The sequence below is a fragment of the Paenibacillus sp. HGF5 genome (assembly GCF_000204455.1).
GTDB classification, from domain to species: domain Bacteria; phylum Bacillota; class Bacilli; order Paenibacillales; family Paenibacillaceae; genus Paenibacillus_AQ; species Paenibacillus_AQ lautus_A.
Genome location: NZ_AEXS01000097.1, coordinates 36251 through 53519 on the forward strand (window position 1 = coordinate 36251; position 17269 = coordinate 53519).

13 protein-coding genes are annotated in these 17269 nt (G+C 55.1%); 3 read left to right on the forward strand and 10 right to left on the reverse strand.

Annotation, left to right across the window (positions count from 1 at the left end; all coding sequences use genetic code 11):
* The first annotated feature begins 38 nt into the window (after positions 1–38).
* The 3 genes from HMPREF9412_RS15585 to HMPREF9412_RS15595 are packed head-to-tail and all read left to right on the forward strand — an operon-like array spanning position 39 to position 5426.
* Positions 39–1910 (forward strand): class I mannose-6-phosphate isomerase, encoded by a 1872-nt coding sequence (locus HMPREF9412_RS15585; RefSeq protein ID WP_009592558.1) that lies wholly within the window; start codon positions 39–41, stop codon positions 1908–1910.
* Positions 1907–2917: an ROK family protein gene (locus tag HMPREF9412_RS15590; RefSeq protein ID WP_009592636.1), complete on the forward strand. Its 1011-nt coding sequence runs from the start codon at positions 1907–1909 to the stop codon at positions 2915–2917. The genes HMPREF9412_RS15585 and HMPREF9412_RS15590 overlap by 4 nt, the downstream gene beginning before the upstream one ends.
* A 13-nt stretch (positions 2918–2930) precedes the next feature.
* Positions 2931–5426 carry a glycoside hydrolase gene (locus tag HMPREF9412_RS15595; RefSeq protein WP_009592626.1) on the forward strand — a complete coding sequence of 832 codons (2496 nt, stop codon included), beginning with the start codon at positions 2931–2933 and terminating at the stop codon, positions 5424–5426.
* A 113-nt stretch (positions 5427–5539) separates the two neighbouring features.
* Here HMPREF9412_RS15595 and HMPREF9412_RS15600 read toward each other — a convergent pair whose 3' ends face one another.
* The 10 genes from HMPREF9412_RS15600 to HMPREF9412_RS15645 form a co-directional block, all read right to left on the reverse strand.
* Positions 5540–5776, reverse strand: coding sequence for a DUF6953 family protein (locus HMPREF9412_RS15600; protein WP_009592569.1), 237 nt, complete (start codon positions 5774–5776; stop codon positions 5540–5542).
* 124 nt (positions 5777–5900) lie between these two features.
* On the reverse strand, positions 5901–6626 hold the full coding sequence (locus HMPREF9412_RS15605; protein WP_009592587.1) for a YwiC-like family protein: 726 nt from the start codon (positions 6624–6626) through the stop codon (positions 5901–5903).
* 52 nt (positions 6627–6678) lie between these two features.
* On the reverse strand, positions 6679–8193 hold the full coding sequence (locus HMPREF9412_RS15610) for a nitrate/nitrite transporter (protein WP_009592596.1): 1515 nt from the start codon (positions 8191–8193) through the stop codon (positions 6679–6681).
* A gap of 154 nt (positions 8194–8347) precedes the next feature.
* Positions 8348–8995, reverse strand: a complete 648-nt coding sequence (locus tag HMPREF9412_RS15615; protein WP_009592555.1) for a response regulator transcription factor — start codon at positions 8993–8995, stop codon at positions 8348–8350.
* Positions 8992–10071 carry a sensor histidine kinase gene (locus tag HMPREF9412_RS15620; protein WP_009592572.1) on the reverse strand — a complete coding sequence of 360 codons (1080 nt, stop codon included), beginning with the start codon at positions 10069–10071 and terminating at the stop codon, positions 8992–8994. Before HMPREF9412_RS15620 ends, HMPREF9412_RS15615 begins: the two co-directional genes overlap by 4 nt.
* Positions 10068–10532 (reverse strand): GAF domain-containing protein, encoded by a 465-nt coding sequence (locus tag HMPREF9412_RS15625; protein ID WP_009592601.1) that lies wholly within the window; start codon positions 10530–10532, stop codon positions 10068–10070. Before HMPREF9412_RS15625 ends, HMPREF9412_RS15620 begins: the two co-directional genes overlap by 4 nt.
* A 52-nt stretch (positions 10533–10584) precedes the next feature.
* Positions 10585–11277 carry a respiratory nitrate reductase subunit gamma gene (gene narI, locus HMPREF9412_RS15630; RefSeq protein WP_009592621.1) on the reverse strand — a complete coding sequence of 231 codons (693 nt, stop codon included), beginning with the start codon at positions 11275–11277 and terminating at the stop codon, positions 10585–10587.
* On the reverse strand, positions 11264–11842 hold the full coding sequence (narJ, locus tag HMPREF9412_RS15635; protein WP_009592573.1) for a nitrate reductase molybdenum cofactor assembly chaperone: 579 nt from the start codon (positions 11840–11842) through the stop codon (positions 11264–11266). Before narJ ends, narI begins: the two co-directional genes overlap by 14 nt.
* Positions 11835–13370: a nitrate reductase subunit beta gene (gene narH / locus HMPREF9412_RS15640; protein ID WP_009592602.1), complete on the reverse strand. Its 1536-nt coding sequence runs from the start codon at positions 13368–13370 to the stop codon at positions 11835–11837. The genes narJ and narH overlap by 8 nt, the downstream gene beginning before the upstream one ends.
* The gene (locus HMPREF9412_RS15645; RefSeq protein ID WP_009592594.1) at positions 13360–17034 is read right to left on the reverse strand and encodes a nitrate reductase subunit alpha; all 3675 of its coding nucleotides are present in this window, start codon (positions 17032–17034) and stop codon (positions 13360–13362) included. Before HMPREF9412_RS15645 ends, narH begins: the two co-directional genes overlap by 11 nt.
* Positions 17035–17269: the final 235 nt, after the last annotated feature.

Below are 17269 nucleotides of genomic sequence, written 5' to 3' on the forward strand. Positions count from 1 at the left end.
CGTAACAGACATTCCGGAAGGGAGGATACATCCAATCCATGAAACCTGCAACTGCCTTTCAATCACATCCGATCAATCCTGTGGATTTTCGCCACGAGCCCTTGTTCATGAATCAGGGGATCGACTCCTGGAACTCGTTCATCATGTCGACCCACAAACAAAAATCGCAGCTTCATCCCCCTGAAAAGCGAGGCGTCTACATTACGCTCGACGGAACGCACGGTGCCGATTTCGATAAACTGCTGATCCAGCTTCAGCAAGCCTGCGAACAAGAGGGCATCGCCTTCTCGAGCGATTCGACGTCCCATTACGTAAAACCCGAAGCCGAGCTCCGGGCCGAGATGGCTCCTTATCTGACCGATAACCGGGCATTCGGCTATAAAGCCTCGGATGTCCGTCCCATTCAATATTTTCTGCCGGACGCAAAGGCTGCCTTGCAAAAAAGCGCGCGTCAATTTGACGCGATGTGCGGCATTCACGTGCTGCACGGCCCGGGTGCCTCGCTGCTGGAAGGCAAGACTCCCGATCTTCGCTTCTACGCCGATTACTCCCGCGAAAACCAGCAGCGGCGCCATGCCGAGCATATGGGCAGCTTCGGCCTCGGCATCTCGAGCGATAAGGTTGAGACCTACAAGAACTGCCTGTTTCTCGAATGGCCCGTCTGGGAAACTTACCGCCGGGACTGGCTGGACCATCATGTCCAGCATTCGGTCAACCAAGCGTACTATATGGATTTGAATCGTTCGGAAGCTCCCGTCTGGCTGCCTGCAGCGAAATTGGCAAGCGTGCTGCATCAAGCGGCCCGGCAGCCGTTTCGGGTCAAGCCGTTTTTTGCCCCGGGGATATGGGGAGGGCAATACCTTAAGGAATTGTGCGGCCTTCCCGAAGAATGGCCGAACTGCGCCTGGAGCTTTGAACCCATCGCTCCCGAGAACACGCTGCTGCTGTGCGTGCAGAATGTCACCTTCGAGGTTCCGTTCACTTTGTTGATGGAGGCAGCCCCCCAGGAAATTATGGGAACGCGTAATTTCGAGCTGTTCGGCGATTATTTTCCGATCCGGTTTGACTATCTGGATACGATGCAGGGCGGCGAGCTGTCGCTTCAGGTGCATCCGTTGCAGGAATATGCAGAGGCGCAGTTCAATGAACATATGACACAGCAAGAGTCGTACTACATCATGCGTAATGTCCCGGGAGCCAAGGTGTATTTGGGACTGAAGGAAGGGATCACCGGCGGACGGCTCCTTGAAGCCGTCGAGAATGCCCATCTTCAGGAAGAGCCGCTTGAGCTTTCCGACTACGTTAACGAGTACCACTCGCATACAGGGGATCTCTACCTTATTCCACCGGGTACGGTCCACTGCTCCGGCAGGGATAATCTCGTGCTGGAAATCTCCTCGACCACCTGGTGGTTTACGTTTAAGATTTACGATTATCTGCGGCTGGACGCCGATGGCAAGCCACGCCCGATGAACCCTGAGCATGCGCGCCACAATATCAATGACGCCATGAATACGTCGGCGGTAGAGGACGGGCTTATCGCCAGGCCATCCGTCGTAAGCCGTCAAGGCGGGAACACGGAGGAACTGCTGGGGCAACGGGAAGAACTTCTGTTCCAGGTCAGCAGGCTGAATTTGCAGGATACGTGGAAAGCGGATACCCAAGGAGAGTTCGTTATGTACAATCTCGTGGAAGGCGACCGCGTCCGCCTTGTACCGGCAGCGGACGAGGGTGGGGCCGTTGAATGGGGCTACGCGGAATCCTACATCGTTCCGGCATGTATAGGCGAATACCGATTGGAGAACCTGTCCGAATCCCCGTGCACATTGATTGCGGCCAGGGTCAATCCGGAATGGAATCTCCCGCTGCTTCCGCCTTCCCGGAGAGCGGCAAACGGAGAGTTTTCATGAACCGCCCTGATTGGGACGATCCGGGAAGCCCGTCTCCCCCTGCCCCCATCACCATAACGCTTGATGCCGGGGGAACCGCTTTGAAGGGGGCGCTGCTCTTGAATGGGCAGCTTGTCCCCGGCTCGTTCCTCATCCGGCCTTCGGCATCGCAAGGAACGGCTGAGGAAGCGATCGCCAGCTTCGCCGGCGCCTGCCATGATTTGTTACGCTTTTACGCCTCGGCCTTCCGGCCGGTGGACTATCGCGATTCGATCCGGATCGGCTTTGCCTTTCCGGGGCCCTTCGATTACGCAAAAGGCGTTGCCCTTCTTCAAGGCATCGGCAAATATGATGGGCTGTACAAACTGTCGGTTCGGGATCTGCTCCGTTCGAAGTTCCAGAGCCTCAAACCATCCTTTCCGGGTGCCATGATGAATCGTTTGACCGCTGCCGATATCCGATTCGGGAACGACGCCTTCATGTTCGGGCTGGGCGCCTCCATCCGGTTCAGGGCGGAACGTCTCGTATGCCTGACGCTCGGTACGGGCCTCGGTTCGGCCTTCGTGGAGAATGGCCGGATCGTAGCCGGCAAGGACGGTATCCCTGGCAGCGGCATGCTGTATGCGGAGCCTTACCGGGACCACATCGTGGACAGCTATTTCGGGAGAAGAGGCATTCTGAGGATGGCCTCGGAGCGGGGACTCCTGACGGACGGAATCGACGTTGCCGACCTGGCCGAAGCGGCAACGCGAGGTAACGGGCAGGCCCGCGATTTATTCCGGGAATTCGGCAGCAATCTGGGAGGAATGCTGCGGCCCTATCTATCCGGATTCCGGCCGGATCGCTTGGTGCTGGGCGGACAGATCTCGGGCAGCCTGCCCTTATGGGAAAGGGATATGCAGCTGGCCTTGGGTACGCACAGCGTTCCAATCGACTGTCTCGAGGACGGTACGTCCGCTGTGTTTTACGGCATAGAGAAGCTGTTTGACGATACGGCGAGCGATCGATCCGCTCCATATTATCATTAGGAGGTCCTATCATATGAACAAGAACATATCACGCCAAGGAAGCCATAGACCCGCCCGTCCCTGGACGATCTATGCCATCCATCATTCTCACACGGATATCGGTTACACCGAGCGCCAGGAGCGGATCGAGCAGTACCATGTCGATTTTATCCGCCAGGCTTTAGGCATTACGGATGCCGCACACCGCGGAGAACGTCCCGAATGGAAATCGTTCCGCTGGACTTGCGAAACATTCTGGGCGGTTGAGAAATTCCTCGAATCGGCCACGACGGAAGAAAAGGAGGCTTTTCAGCAAGCGGTAATCCGCGGTGATATCGAACTGTCCGGAACCTATCTCAACATGACGGAGCTTCCGGACTTCGACCTCCTTCTGCACAATCACGGCAAGGCGCAAAGGTATGCAAACACGTTCGGACATCGGATCGACAGCGCCATGACCGCCGACATCAACGGGTACAGCTGGGGTTATGCGGAAAGCCTGCTGCAAAATAACATCGAGCATCTGTTTTCCTGCATCCATACGCACCACGGCATGTATCCGCTGGGCCGCAAACAAACCCCGTTCTGGTGGGAAAGCCACAGCGGCGGCAGGCTGCTCGTATGGAACGGCGAGCATTACATGTTCGGCAACGAGCTCGGGTTCTGCCCTGACGCACTCGGCAAATACATCATCAAGGATGAGCTTCAGCATAATTTGATGGAGCCCGAAGAGCGGCACAACGACATTGCTGCCCTGCGGATTAACCGGTATTTATGGAATCTTGAGCAGGAGTCCTACCCGTATTCCTTCGTTCCCGTCATGGTCTCCGGCCTGGGCACGGACAATGCGTCCCCGAATGCCGACATTGCGGAGTGGATAAGCGCATGGAATGAACAATACGGCGACCAAATCACCATTAAAATGGCCACGCTCTCCGAATTTTTTGCCGTCTTGAAGCAGGAGGATCTGTCCGCGCTTCCGGTGCACCGCGGGGATTGGCCGGACTGGTGGACCGATGGGGTCGCCTCCACGGCGATGCATACCCAGATTTACCGGGATGCCCAGCGCACGCTTCGCAAAGTCAAGCGTCTCGATCCGGGCCATGCAGCGGCAAGCCTCGCCGAGATCGAGGAGGCATCGCAGGCGCTGACCATGTATGCCGAGCATACCTGGGGCTACCATTCCTCCGTGTATGAGCCTTGGCATCCGCAGGTGCAGATGCTGGAGGTGCGAAAGCAAGCCTATGCGGCGGAAGCCAGCAAGCTGGCTTACCGGGCGCTGGATAAAACGCTCGTTGCCCGTCAGGGGGCACTGCTTGCCCCCCATCGTCCCTTACGCTACGAGGTGATCAACACGGAACCGGCCGCAGCTACGCTGCAGGTTGCCGTACCGCTGGATGGCTGGGAACACGTGATTTTGAAGAAAACGTTCGAGCTCATCGACGAAACGACCGGGCAGCCGCTTCCGTACCAATTGACACATACGGGGGCACTCGTTACGGAGCTCATGCTTGAAGCGGGAGAGTCCCGGATATTGTTTATTCATACGCCCGAATCGTCTGATGTTTTCGCTGCTTCCGGGAATATGGCAACCGCGCGGAATACCGAACCGATCGCATGCGAAGGCATCGCCGACATTTGGACCCAGCCCTTGACTCCCTATCCGATCGTGGTGGGCAAGAGTTCGCTCGAATCCGACTTCTTCCGGATCGAATGGGAAATGAACAAAGGCATTACGGCCTGGATCGATAAGACACGCTCGGCGGGCCTGCTGGACGGCGAACGCGAGCACGGGGCATTCACTCCTGTCTACGAGGTAACGCCGGCACAGGATGAGCATAATCCATCCGAAATATGCTCGACCCGCCGCCGCATGGGACGCAACCGGAAGGGCACCAACGTCCAGCGGGATGCCGGGCGCTTAACCCGCGCGACCGTGCTGGACAACGGACCGCTGTTTGCCCTGGTCGAGCTGGTGTTCGACGTGAAGGGGCTCAGCTACTATGCCCTCCACATCAAGATGTTTGCCAACCAGCCTCGTGTCGAGGTGTCCGTCCGCTTCCACAAGGACAGCGTTTGGCTGCCGGAAAATGTCTATGTGGCACTGCCGTTCTCGCTGGGGACGGAAGCCGAGTTATACGCCGAAAAAGCCGGATGCCATATCCGGCCTTGGAAGGATCAAATTCCTGGAAGCTGCCTCGATTACACCAGCGTGCAGGAGGGAATATTCTGGCACTCGGCTAAAGACCGGGAAGCGTTGACCCTGTCCATGACAGACACGCCGCTCGTACAGCTCGGAACGCTGGAGCACGGGCCGCGCCAGCTTCACGCCATGCAGCCGGCGGACAGCCGTCCTTCCACGTATGCCTGGATATTGACGAACTACTGGGAGACCAATTTCAAGGCTACGCTCGGCGGCTTCTACGAGTTCCGCTATGCGGTAGAACGCCATCGCCAGCTGGACCCCCAGCAAACGGCGAAGACGCTGCACGCCTCAACCGGACAATTCACGATCCATCGGATCCATTGATTCATGATGAAGAACAGCTGCCCTGGTAACCAGGGCAGCTGTTCTCATTAATACAAGGAGGCGGTCTGTCGATCCGGCCTCTCCCGTCTTTTGATTATTCGGTTATAGCGGGATTACGTCCAAGCCCACATGAATCCGTCGCGATCCCAGGCAATCCGGCCGCCATGCAGTTTGCGGAAAGCCTTCTTCACGTCCTTGGAGAGCGAAGCATTTCCATTCTCGTTCACGAAAACAAATTCTTCCCCGAAGTTCTCGCGTACATAACGGATGGCTTCCGTCTGATACAAATTGCCCGTAAACCGGATTTCCTCCACCATCCATTCGGCCACCTGCTGTGCTGTATATGCCATATGTGCATTCTTCCCTTCTGTATCCATTCCCTTATTATAACAGAATGGACGACAGAGTCGATTCGCATGGAAGCCGCCCGAAGGGCAGCTGTGCATATTTCGCCATCGCGATAGCGAAAGCAGATTACATCAAGATCCATGACAGCAATAAAAACTGGATGGAACCCGCAATCTCGATCATGCCGACCTTCATCGGTTTCATTATTTTTCCGGCATACCGCAGTGTCTTCACAAACGGAAACAAGAAAGGCAGGCACATCCACGGATGCCCGAGGAAGATCGGCAGAATCAGCATCACCGAATGATACATGATGGCATATGCCGTCCAGCGCCTGTTTTTCCGCTCCCGAAATACGGATTTGACAAAGAATACGGTTCCCGTGAAATATAGGAAATTCAGAGCAACAACAGCGGCTAGCAGCTGATCGAAGCCTCCTCCTCCCAGCATGTATGCAGCGGCGCCTCCGGTACAGAACAGCAGGATCGCACAAATATCGTTCAGCAGCGCACGCTCCGCTTTGCGGAGGACATGCCAGACATTAACCATGATCAGCACGAGAAGGATCGGCGCAAACCAGAGCATCGACGGCTTGAGAACAAGTACCGGAACCAGAAACACAGCGGCAACAAGGGCATAAGCGGTCCCCCAGGATATCCAGGTTTTGCGTTTGGCCGTGGTCTTTAAGGATTGCAGAAACGGATAGGACGCCATATATAGAAATAACCACGCCAAAAACAGCGGAAGGTGCAGAAGGGCCGGCTTGGCAGCCACCATTCCGATGAAATAAGGTACAGAGACCATGGCCCAGCCTCCATGCTCCCGCGGAATCACAATCCTCGTCTTTTTCATGCCTCTCTCCCTCTCCATCCATCAGCTCGCACCGACAACGATTCATCTCTTGTCAGCCGCTCGAAGCATTGCCGGACGAATGGTATGTAATATCGCTAAAGGTACCTACATAATGAATGATGTCGCCCGATTCGTCCCTTACGGCATTAATGGTCAACAGCTCCAAATATTCCTCTCCGTTTTTCCTGCGGTTCCAAATCTCCCCCTGCCAGCTTCCGCGCTCCATGATCTCAGACCACATCGCGCGATAAAACGCCGACGATTGCCTTCCGGACTTCAGCACGCTCGGATTTTTGCCGAGCACTTCCTCCTCCGAGTATCCCGTTAACTTCGTGAATGCCGGATTGACGGCACTGATCCTTCCGCTTGGATCCGTTACCAGAATCCCTTGGCCGGTGGAGTTAAACACCTCGGATTGCACGGCAAGTTTGTCCTGATAATACATCCATACAACAACGACGAAGCTCGCAAGCGCAACCTGCGACAAAGCCATGAAGCCGATGGAATACTGCCCTGTAACCGAATGGATAAAGGAAAGCATCAGCGGAGGAAAGAATCCGCCAAGGCCGCCCATCATGGACACGATGCCATTCACAATGCCGGCCTGCTTATTGAAATAAAGGGGCACGAGTTTGAAAATGACCCCGTTCCCGAGACCCGCACCAACGGCTATGGTTAAGCAGCCGGCCGTATACAAGCCGATGGACGGAGAGAATGCCAACAGGATAGCCGCAGCCGTCAGCCCCAGGAATACGCCCATTAATAAGAACAGCGGTTTAAATCGGTCTGCAAGCCAGCCGCCGACGGGACGCAAAAAAGTCGCGATCATGATGAACCCGGCCGTCCGCATCCCGGCATCCACCTTGGCCAGCTCAAAATGAGAAACCAGGAAGTTCGGCAAGTACACCGTAAAGGCTACGAACGAACCGAAGGTAATGAAATAAAAAAGCGAGAAAAACCACAGCTTTTCATTCTTATATACACCCTTGATCTGTTCCATGACCGGTGTTTTCACCTTGATTTCTTTGCGGTCGCCTAAAAAAACATTGAATAATGCAAATATCAGCAGCAGGATCAAATACAGCTGGACGGTTTTGGACCATCCGATCCCCGTCGCGATGACCGGTGCGGCAAACGTGGTAATGGCTGTACCGATGTTGCCCATCCCATAGATCCCATTGACCAGTCCCAGCTTCTCTTTTGCATAGTATTTCGGCAATGAGGTCACGCCCACCGAGAACACGGCCCCACCGATCCCAAGGAACAAGCCGCCGATGACCAGATGCGTAAAGGATGAAGCCGAGCTGATAAAATAGACCGGAAACAGCAGCAGGATGAAGCTGGATATAAAAACAATTCGTGCTCCGACCACGTTGGCGTAATAACCGAGTGGTATCCGCAGAACCGAGCCCAGCACCACCGGAATGGCCGTCAGAATGGCGAGCCGGTCTGCCGGAATGGCGATATCTTCTCTTATGAACGGCAGGAGCGCGGAGATGATGACCCATACCATAAAACCAAGCACCAGATTCATTGTTTGCAGCGGAAGCTGCAGCTTTTTGATCATTCCCATCACCTTTTCCAAAGCGTAATGAATGGCATATTGATCCCCAGCTCCTATTGTACGTGCACCTATTCACAATGCGAATAGGGAAGTTCCCTGAATCTCTCCGGGGAACTTCCCTATACCTTACCGCAATCACCCTGCTTATGCGTCATTATTAAAAATCCAGCAGTTTTTTCTTCAGCGCATATTCCACTAACTCCGGACGGCTCTTCAATTTCAGCTTTTCCATGATTTTGGCCTTGTGCGCTTCCACCGTTTTGACCGATACAAATAGTTTTTCCGCGATTTCCTTGTTGCCATAGCCCTTCGCGATCAGCGGCAGGATCTCAATCTCCCGTTGGGACAGGCTGTTAAACGGATCCTGCTCCGCGCTCTCGCTGTCTTTCTTGATAAATTCCCGGACCAGGGACGTGGCCATCTGGGGGTGGATGTAGGTTCCTCCCTTATGAACCATGCGGATGGCAGAAATCAATTCATCATCCGGCGCATTTTTGAGCACGTAACCCGAAGCGCCGTTCTTCAAAACATGGAACAAGTAATCGTCATCGTCATACATGGTCAGGATCAAAATTTTCGTTTCGGGAAATTCACTGCTGATCTTGCCTGTCGCAATCAATCCGCTCTCGCCGGGAGGCATGCTTAAATCCATCAACAGCACATGCGGCCGATGCTTGGCCACCATGGCGTATGCCTCAATGCCGTCTGCCGCCGTCGCGACGACCTCCATATCCTCTTGGTAATTCAGAATCATGGAAAATCCGCTGCGGACCACGGCATGATCATCCGCGATCACAATTTTCATATTCCCCTCACCTCCGCCTTGCCGCTGCTCGTAAGCGGGATCTTCAGCTGAACCGTCGTCCCCTCGCCGGGAGCGGAAACCAAAGTAAACTGGCCATCGACGAGTTCTGCGCGTTCGCGCATTCCGTACAGCCCCAATCCGGTTCCCTTGGCTTCGTCAATGATCATGTTAAACCCGACGCCATCGTCCCGGACGGTTAACTGAAGGCAGCCGTTCTCCTCGCATAATCGGACATGTACCTCGTCCGTTCCCGAATATTTCAAGGCATTTAACACCGCTTCCTGGCAAACCCGGTACACCACCGTTTCAATCTCGCTGCCATAGCGGGCCGCCGCCAACTCGGCAGAGAATTCAACCAGCATGCCGTAATTCTTCCCGATCCATTTGAAATGGGAGCGGAAGGCAGCCTCCAGCCCCAAATCATCGAGGGAAGCGGGCCGGAGCTCAACCGACAAATGCCGGATATCATCCAGCAGCCTCGTTAAAGACGCCTCGGTCTGGTGCAGCTTCTTGAGCACATCCTCGCCCACATTCATATATTTAACGACGCGCAGGTCGACCAGCGAGCTTAAGAGCTCCTGAGCCACGCTATCGTGCAGCTCGCGCGAGATCCGCTTGCGCTCGTCCTCCTGTGCCTTGATGACGTATTTCAGCATATTCGTCCGCTGCAGCATTTCCTGCGTTTTCTGCTGCTTCGTCAGATCGAGGAGCATCATCACCCGGATGCCGCGGGCTTCATCGATGGTATGGTAACTGGCCGCATAAGGAACAATTCCTTCGGACCGCGTCTTCAGATAGACTTGGAACGACGAGAATTCTCCATCCGGATAATCCAGATAGCATTTGGAGCAGGAGATGAGATCCTGTTCGTCGGTGTACCCTTCGCAGGTCTGGCAGAAGGACCCGTCCAGTCCGGAGTGCATCCTCTCGATCACTTCAATGTCAAGGATATTCTCCGCAGCCGGATTCATCGCGACCACGCTGCCGTCCTCGTCCATAAAAAAAATGGCTTCCATGCTATTCTGATACATGTTTCTCAGCAAATCGCTCAGATGCTCATCCGTCATTTGAATCACGGCCGTGATACCTCCTTGGCATAAAAAGCGCCAAATTCCGTTCCTATACCTTCCTGAAACGACGCAAAGGCCTTGTGATCCAGCATGTTCTCCTTACGATATCCCACAAGCAAAACCCCCATGACGCGCGTGCCTTCCCACAGCGGTATGGCACCGAGGCTCTTCAGCTGCTCTGCAACGATAATCGGATAATTATACAAGTCCCTTGATTCAATGTCCGCATTCACATTCGGGATCAGCATCGGTTTCCCGGTCTTAAACACCATGCCGGCGATGCCCTTGCCGGAATGCAGCACAATGCGCTTGTACCTCTCGTTGATGTTTCCCGAGGCATACTGCCAGGTCAATACAAATCGGTCTTCAGCCGGCTGCACCAATGCCATGGACACGAAATCGAAATGAAACCGGGTCCGAAGCTTATCCATCTCACGTTGGTAATTATAGATCGGCTGATTCTTCATCCCCATTACTCCTCTGACGTAGAAAAGAAGGCTAAAGAAGCCTTCTCTCGTCCTACGACTCAAATTTGCGGTGCTTTCTATACAGGATATATCTTCTGCCCACATAATTCAACGGAACACTCCACACATGGACCAGACGGGTAAACGGCCACAAGCCGAAAATACCAAATCCCGCAAGAATGTGAATTTTGAACGACAGCGGCACATCCTCCATAAGCGAAGCCTCCGGACGGAACATAAACAATCCGCGGAACCAGACCGAGACCGTTTCCCGATAATTGAATTCCGGCTGCACCGCGTTTGTGACCAGCGTGCTGTACATCCCCATGAAGACGATAAACAGCAGGAGGACATTGACCACCATATCGGAAGCGGTGCTGAGTTTTCGGACATTTCGGATGGCAAATCGTCTGGCGGTTAACAAGATCATGCCCCCCAGCGTTAAAAAGCCGAATGCGCTTCCGATATACACCGCGCCGATATGGTACATATGGTCGCTGACACCGAGCGACTCCATCCAGGATTGGGGGATGGCCAGGCCGGCCACGTGTCCCCCGATGACCGGAATGATGCCAAGATGGAACATGAGGCTGCCCAGCTTGAGATGTTTTTTCTCGATAAACTCGCTGGATTTTGCCGTCCAGTTAAACTGGTCCGTACGATAACGGTAGATATGACCCACGATAAATACAACGATGCATACATAGGGGAAAATGACCCACAAAAATTGATCAATCATGTTCATGAGTGGCAGCCTCCTGACTGAGACACGCCTTGAACGTGTCGCGAAGCCCTTGAACAAGATAAGCATACGGGCTGTTATACTTCTCCAAGGCTTTCAGCAGATGATAGGTGCCGTCTTCCATGACGGCCATCATCAAATTCAGGCTTTCCGCGGCTTCCTTCTCGCGGCCCTGCCAGGGCGCCGCGTACAAAAACTCGCACATCAGCGGAAGATAATCCGACAATTCCGAGCCTTCGATGCCAAGGCCAAACATCTCATACGTTTCCTTAAGCCTGGCGAGCATCTGCCCGCGTTCCCGGCCGTCCTCGAATTTGTAATAGGTCATATACAATGTGGATTTCGCCTGAAAGTCGAAGGTCTGGACATACAGCTCTTCAATCTCCTCCATGCTGTATTCATGCACGATCGTCCAATACGTTCTGACGGGTTCATAGGCCGGATCGGCGGAGTCAAGCAGCTCCTCCATGACAGACGGATGGAAATCCAGCTTTTCCGGATACGTGAGCTGCTGAGCAAAAAAACCGAAAACATGTTTACAATCATGCAGCTTTCCGAGATTAATCACGCCAGATCCCTCCATAGAAATTTTCTTCGTACAGCTCCTTGCCGGTTTTGCCCTGCAGACCTTCCGGACCGCAGCCGCCGCAGCTCGCGCCGAATCCTTCGGAGCCCTGGGAACGGTAGACATCCATATGGCTTTCTTTATGGGAAGTCGGAACAACGAACCGGTCATCGTATTTCGCGATGGCAAGCAGCCGGTACATCTGCTTCATTTGATGGGCAGTCAGGCCGACCCGTGCCAGACGCGTCTCATCAAACTCGGCCCCCGACGATTGTGCGCGCATATAAGAACGCATCATCGCCATTCTTTGCAGGGCTTCCTTCACCGTGAGCGTGTCGCCTGCCGTGAGCAGATTCGCGAGGTACTGGATCGGCGTGCGCATCTCCTCGATCGCCGGGAAAATCATGTCCGGATTCTCGATGGAATCCCTGCCTTCAAAATAGTTCATGATCGGGCTGAGCGGCGGCACATACCATACCATCGGCAGCGTCCGGTACTCCGGATGAAGCGGGAAGGCCAGCTTGTATTCGATCGCAAGCTTATAGACCGGCGAGTTTTGGGCAGCTTCGATCCATTCTTCCGACAAGCCGTCTTTGCGCGCCTGCTCGATGATCCCAGGATCGTGGGGATCCAGGAACAGATCGAGCTGCGCCTGATACAGATCCTTCTCATCCGGCGTGGAGGCTGCTTCCTGTACGCGGTCCGCGTCATAGAGCAGCACGCCCAAGTAACGGATACGGCCTGTGCAGGTTTCGGAGCATACCGTTGGCAGCCCTGCTTCGATTCTCGGGAAACAGAAGGTGCATTTCTCGGCCTTGTTCGTTTTCCAGTTGAAGTACACCTTTTTGTAAGGACAGCCGGTCATGCAGTACCGCCAGCCGCGGCAGGCCTCCTGGTCCACCAGCACGATGCCGTCCTCGTCCCGCTTATACATGGCACCGGAGGGGCAGGAGGCGACGCAGCTCGGGTTCAGGCAGTGCTCGCACAGGCGGGGCAAATACATCATGAACGCCTGCTCAAAGTTGAATTTGATCTCTTCCTCGATCTTTTCGATATTCGGATCCTTCGGACCGGTCACGTGGGCGCCCGCCAGATCGTCTTCCCAGTTCGGGCCCCATTCCAGATTCATCGTTTCGCCGGTCACGGCCGATTTCGGACGAGCCACCGGCTGGTGTTTCTTCTCCCCGGCATTCGTCAGATGTTCATAGTTATACGTCCAGGGCTCATAGTAATCTTTCATTTCCGGCATATCCGGATTGTAGAAAATTTTACCGAGCGCGATTTTGGACAGCTTGCTGCCGGACTTCAGCTGCAGCTTGCCCTTTTTCAGCGTCCAGCCTCCCTTGTATTTCTCCTGGTCTTCCCAGCGGATCGGGTAGCCGACGCCCGGCTTCGTTTCCACGTTGTTGAACCACATGTATTCCGCGCCCGGACGGTTCGTCCAGGTGCTCTTGCAGGTGACGCTGCACGTATGGCAGCCGATGCATTTATCCAAATTCATGACCATGGCGACCTGCGCTTTAATCTTCAAGCCAATCCACCTCTTTCATTTTGCGGACAGCCACGTACACATCCCGCTGGTTGCCGATCGGTCCGTAGTAGTTGAAGCCATAGCTGAGCTGGGCGTAGCCCCCGACCATCTGGGTCGGCTTCACATGGATTCTCGTCGGCGCGTTGTGGCTGCCGCCGCGATCCTTCGTGATTTCCGAACCCGGCACATTGATGTGTTTGTCCTGCGCGTGATACATGTACATCGTGCCTTTTGGCATCCGGTGGCTGACAACGGCACGGGCGGTGACGACCCCGTTGCGGTTGTATACTTCCAGCCAGTCGTTGTCCTGGATGTCGTTTGCCGCCGCGTCGTCATTGTTGATCCATACCGTCGGGCCGCCGCGGAACAGCGTCAGCATGTGCAGGTTATCCTGATACGTGCTGTGAATGTTCCATTTGCCGTGCGGCGTCAAATAGCGGAGCACCAGCGTATCCTTGCCCCCGGTAATCTGCTTGTCGCGCGGTCCGAACACCATCGGCGGAAGCGTCGGTTTATACACCGGCAGCGCTTCGCCGAACTGCAGGAAGATTTCATGGTCGATATAAAAATGCTGCCTGCCGGTCAGCGTGCGGAACGGCACGAGCCGCTCGATGTTCGTCGTGAACGGCGAGTACCTTCTTCCCATTTTGTTCGAGCCGCTGAACACCGGCGTCGGAATGACTTCCCTCGGCTGGGCCGTGATGCTCTGGAACGTGATGCGCTCCGCCGCGCGGTCCGCGGAAATATCCTTCAGCTGCACGCCGGTATCCTGCTCCGCCGATTCCCATGCCCGCTGCGCTACTCTTCCATTCGTAGCCGAAGAAAGATTCAGAATGGCATCCGCCGCATTTCTTGCGGTATGAAGCTTCGGCAGGCCATTTTTGATGGAGTCGTCATAATAAGTTCCGTTCAAGCGCTTCAGCTCTTCATACTCCTCGGCAACCGAGAAGCTGACGCCGTGCGCCCCGACTTTGCCTGTGGCCAGGTTCGGCCCGAGCGTCACGAATTTATCGTAAATTTTCGTATAATCGCGTTCGACCACCGTCAGGTTCGGCATCGTTTTGCCCGGAACCGCTTCGATCTCGCACTTGCGCCAATCCTTCACCTCGCCGTACGGCTGGGCGATCTCGCTTGCCGAGTCATGGGCCAGCGGGCTTGTCACAAGATCCTTGTATACGCCGGGCAGATGCGTTTTGGCCATGTCCGAGAAGACTTCAGCGATCGTTCTGTAAATATCCCAGTCCGATCGCGATTCCCAGAGCGGATCCACCGCCGGGTTGAACGGATGGACGAAGGGGTGCATGTCGGTGGAGGATAAATCGGTTTTCTCGTACCAGGTCGCTGCCGGCAGCACCACATCGGCATACATCGGCGTCGAGGTCATCCGGAAATCGAGCGCGACCAGCAGATCCAGCTTGCCTTCCACGTCCTCGCGCCACACCATTTCCTCCGGCTTATCCTCTTCGTTCGGCGTCGAGAGCAGGCTGTCCGAAGCGCCAAGCAAATGCTTCATGAAGTATTCCTGCCCTTTGGCCGAGCTTGAGATCAGGTTCGAGCGCCATACGAACAGCGATCGCGGGAAGTTTTCCGGCGCACCCGGATCTTCGGCCGCAAATTTCGTCTCCCCTGACACGATTTGTTCAAGCGTGTGTTTCACGATGTCTTCATTGCTCGTTTTGCCCTGCAGCGCCGCTTCCTCCGCAAACGTCAGGCTGTTCTTGTTGAACTGGGGATAGGACGGAAGCCAGCCGAGCCGCGCGGCAAGCACGTTGTAATCCGCCGGATGCTGGTACCGGATCTCCCCGCCCGTCGGCGATTTCAGGGAATCGGCCCCCATTTCTTCGTATTTCCACTGGTCGGTCGCAAAATAGAAGAACGAAGTGGCATTTTGCTGACGCGGCGGTCCCTGCCAGTCTTTGGCGAAGGCAACCGTGGACCACCCCTCGATCGGACGGCATTTCTCCTGTCCTACGTAATGCGCCCAGCCGCCGCCGTTCACACCCTGGGAGGCCGTCAGAATGACCAGGTTCAGAATGGAGCGGTAGATCGTGTCGCTGTTGAACCAGTGGTTAATGCCCGCACCCATGATGATCATGGAGCGGCCGCCGGTATCCAGCGAATTCTGCGCGAATTCTCGGGCGATTTGAACGACGACCGACGCTTTCACGCCGGTAATGTTCTCCTGCCAGGCCGGGGTGTAGTCGAATTCGGCATCTTCATACCCTGAAGCCGCAAGCCCGCTCTCCGCTTGCCCTATCCCATATTGGCTCAGCATCAGATCATATACCGTTGCGGCGAGACGCTCGGTTCCGTCGGCCAGCTGAATTTTCTTCGCTGGAATTTGGCGTTGGAAGGTGCCGTTGGCCCGGTTATCAAAGAACGGGAACCGGATCTTCTGCCGCTCCGCTCCCTGGGACTCCACGGAAAGCGCCGGTGCAATGACCGACCCGTCTTCGCGTTCCAGAATCAGGTTCCATTTCTTGTCCTGCTCCCAGCGCTGGCCCATCGTACCGTTCGGAACGATGATTTCATTCGTGTTCTCGTCGATAATCACCGGTTTCCACTCGGCATGCTGCGAGGCATCGCCCAGATCGCTTGCCCGGAGGAAACGGCCTGCCTTGTAGCCTCCCTCAAACTCATCCAGGAGAATCAGGAAAGGCATATCCGTATATTGTTTCGCATAATTCAGGAACATCGGCTCCTGACGCTCATGATAGAACTCCTTCAAAATGACATGCGTCATGGCTTGTGCGATCGCCGCATCGGTTCCGGGGTTCGGGGCCAGCCAGTTGTCGGCGAATTTGACATTCTCGGCATAGTCCGGCGCGACCGACACGACCTTGGTGCCTTTGTACCGCACTTCCGTCATGAAATGGGCGTCCGGCGTACGCGTTAACGGCACGTTCGAGCCCCACATGATCAGGTAGCCCGCATTGTACCAGTCGCTCGATTCCGGCACGTCGGTCTGCTCTCCCCAAATTTGCGGGGAAGCCGGCGGCAGATCGGCATACCAGTCGTAAAAACTCAGCATTTCGCCGCCCAGCAGGGAGATGAACCTTGCTCCCGAAGCGTAGCTGATCATCGACATCGCCGGAATCGGGGTGAAGCCGGCGATGCGGTCCGGGCCGTATTTGCGGATCGTATAGATTAACTGGGCGGCGATCAGCTTCGTGGCTTCCTGCCAAGATACACGAACGTGACCGCCCTTTCCCCGTGCTTGTTTATAGGATTTGGATTTCGCCGGATCTTCGACGATGCTGGCCCAAGCGGCGATCGGATCGCCGTGCTCGTTCAATGCCTCTTTCCACATATGCCACAGCCGGCCGCGCATGTAAGGGTATTTCACCCGCAGCGGACTGTATTCATACCAGGAAAATGACGCCCCGCGCGGACATCCCCGCGGTTCGAATTCCGGCATATCCGGCCCGCAGGACGGATAATCGATCTGCTGGTTTTCCCAGGTGATGATCCCGTTCTTTACGAACACTTTCCAGCTGCAGGAGCCTGTACAGTTCACGCCGTGAGTGGTCCGCACCACTTTGTCGTGCGACCAGCGCTTGCGGTACATATCCTCCCATTCCCTGCTTTTCTCCTCCAGAACGGACCAATTGCCAGAGTAGCTTTCCATCCTCTTGAAGAACTTCAGCCCCGACTTTCGTCTCATAGGACACTTCAACTCCTTCTGCTTGAATGACAATGATTGGGGAATCAATGTGCCGTTCTTCGTATAGCTTCATTATGAGCGGCCTCACCCTCGGTTCCTATTAGGGAAACTCCTATATTCCTTCGAGAATTCCCTTGGTTAACGTCAGGCGGCGATTCGCGCACGGATCGTCTTGTGAAACGAAAAAAAGGTGTCCCGCAAGACCTGATGATCTTGCGGGACACCTTGGGATTCT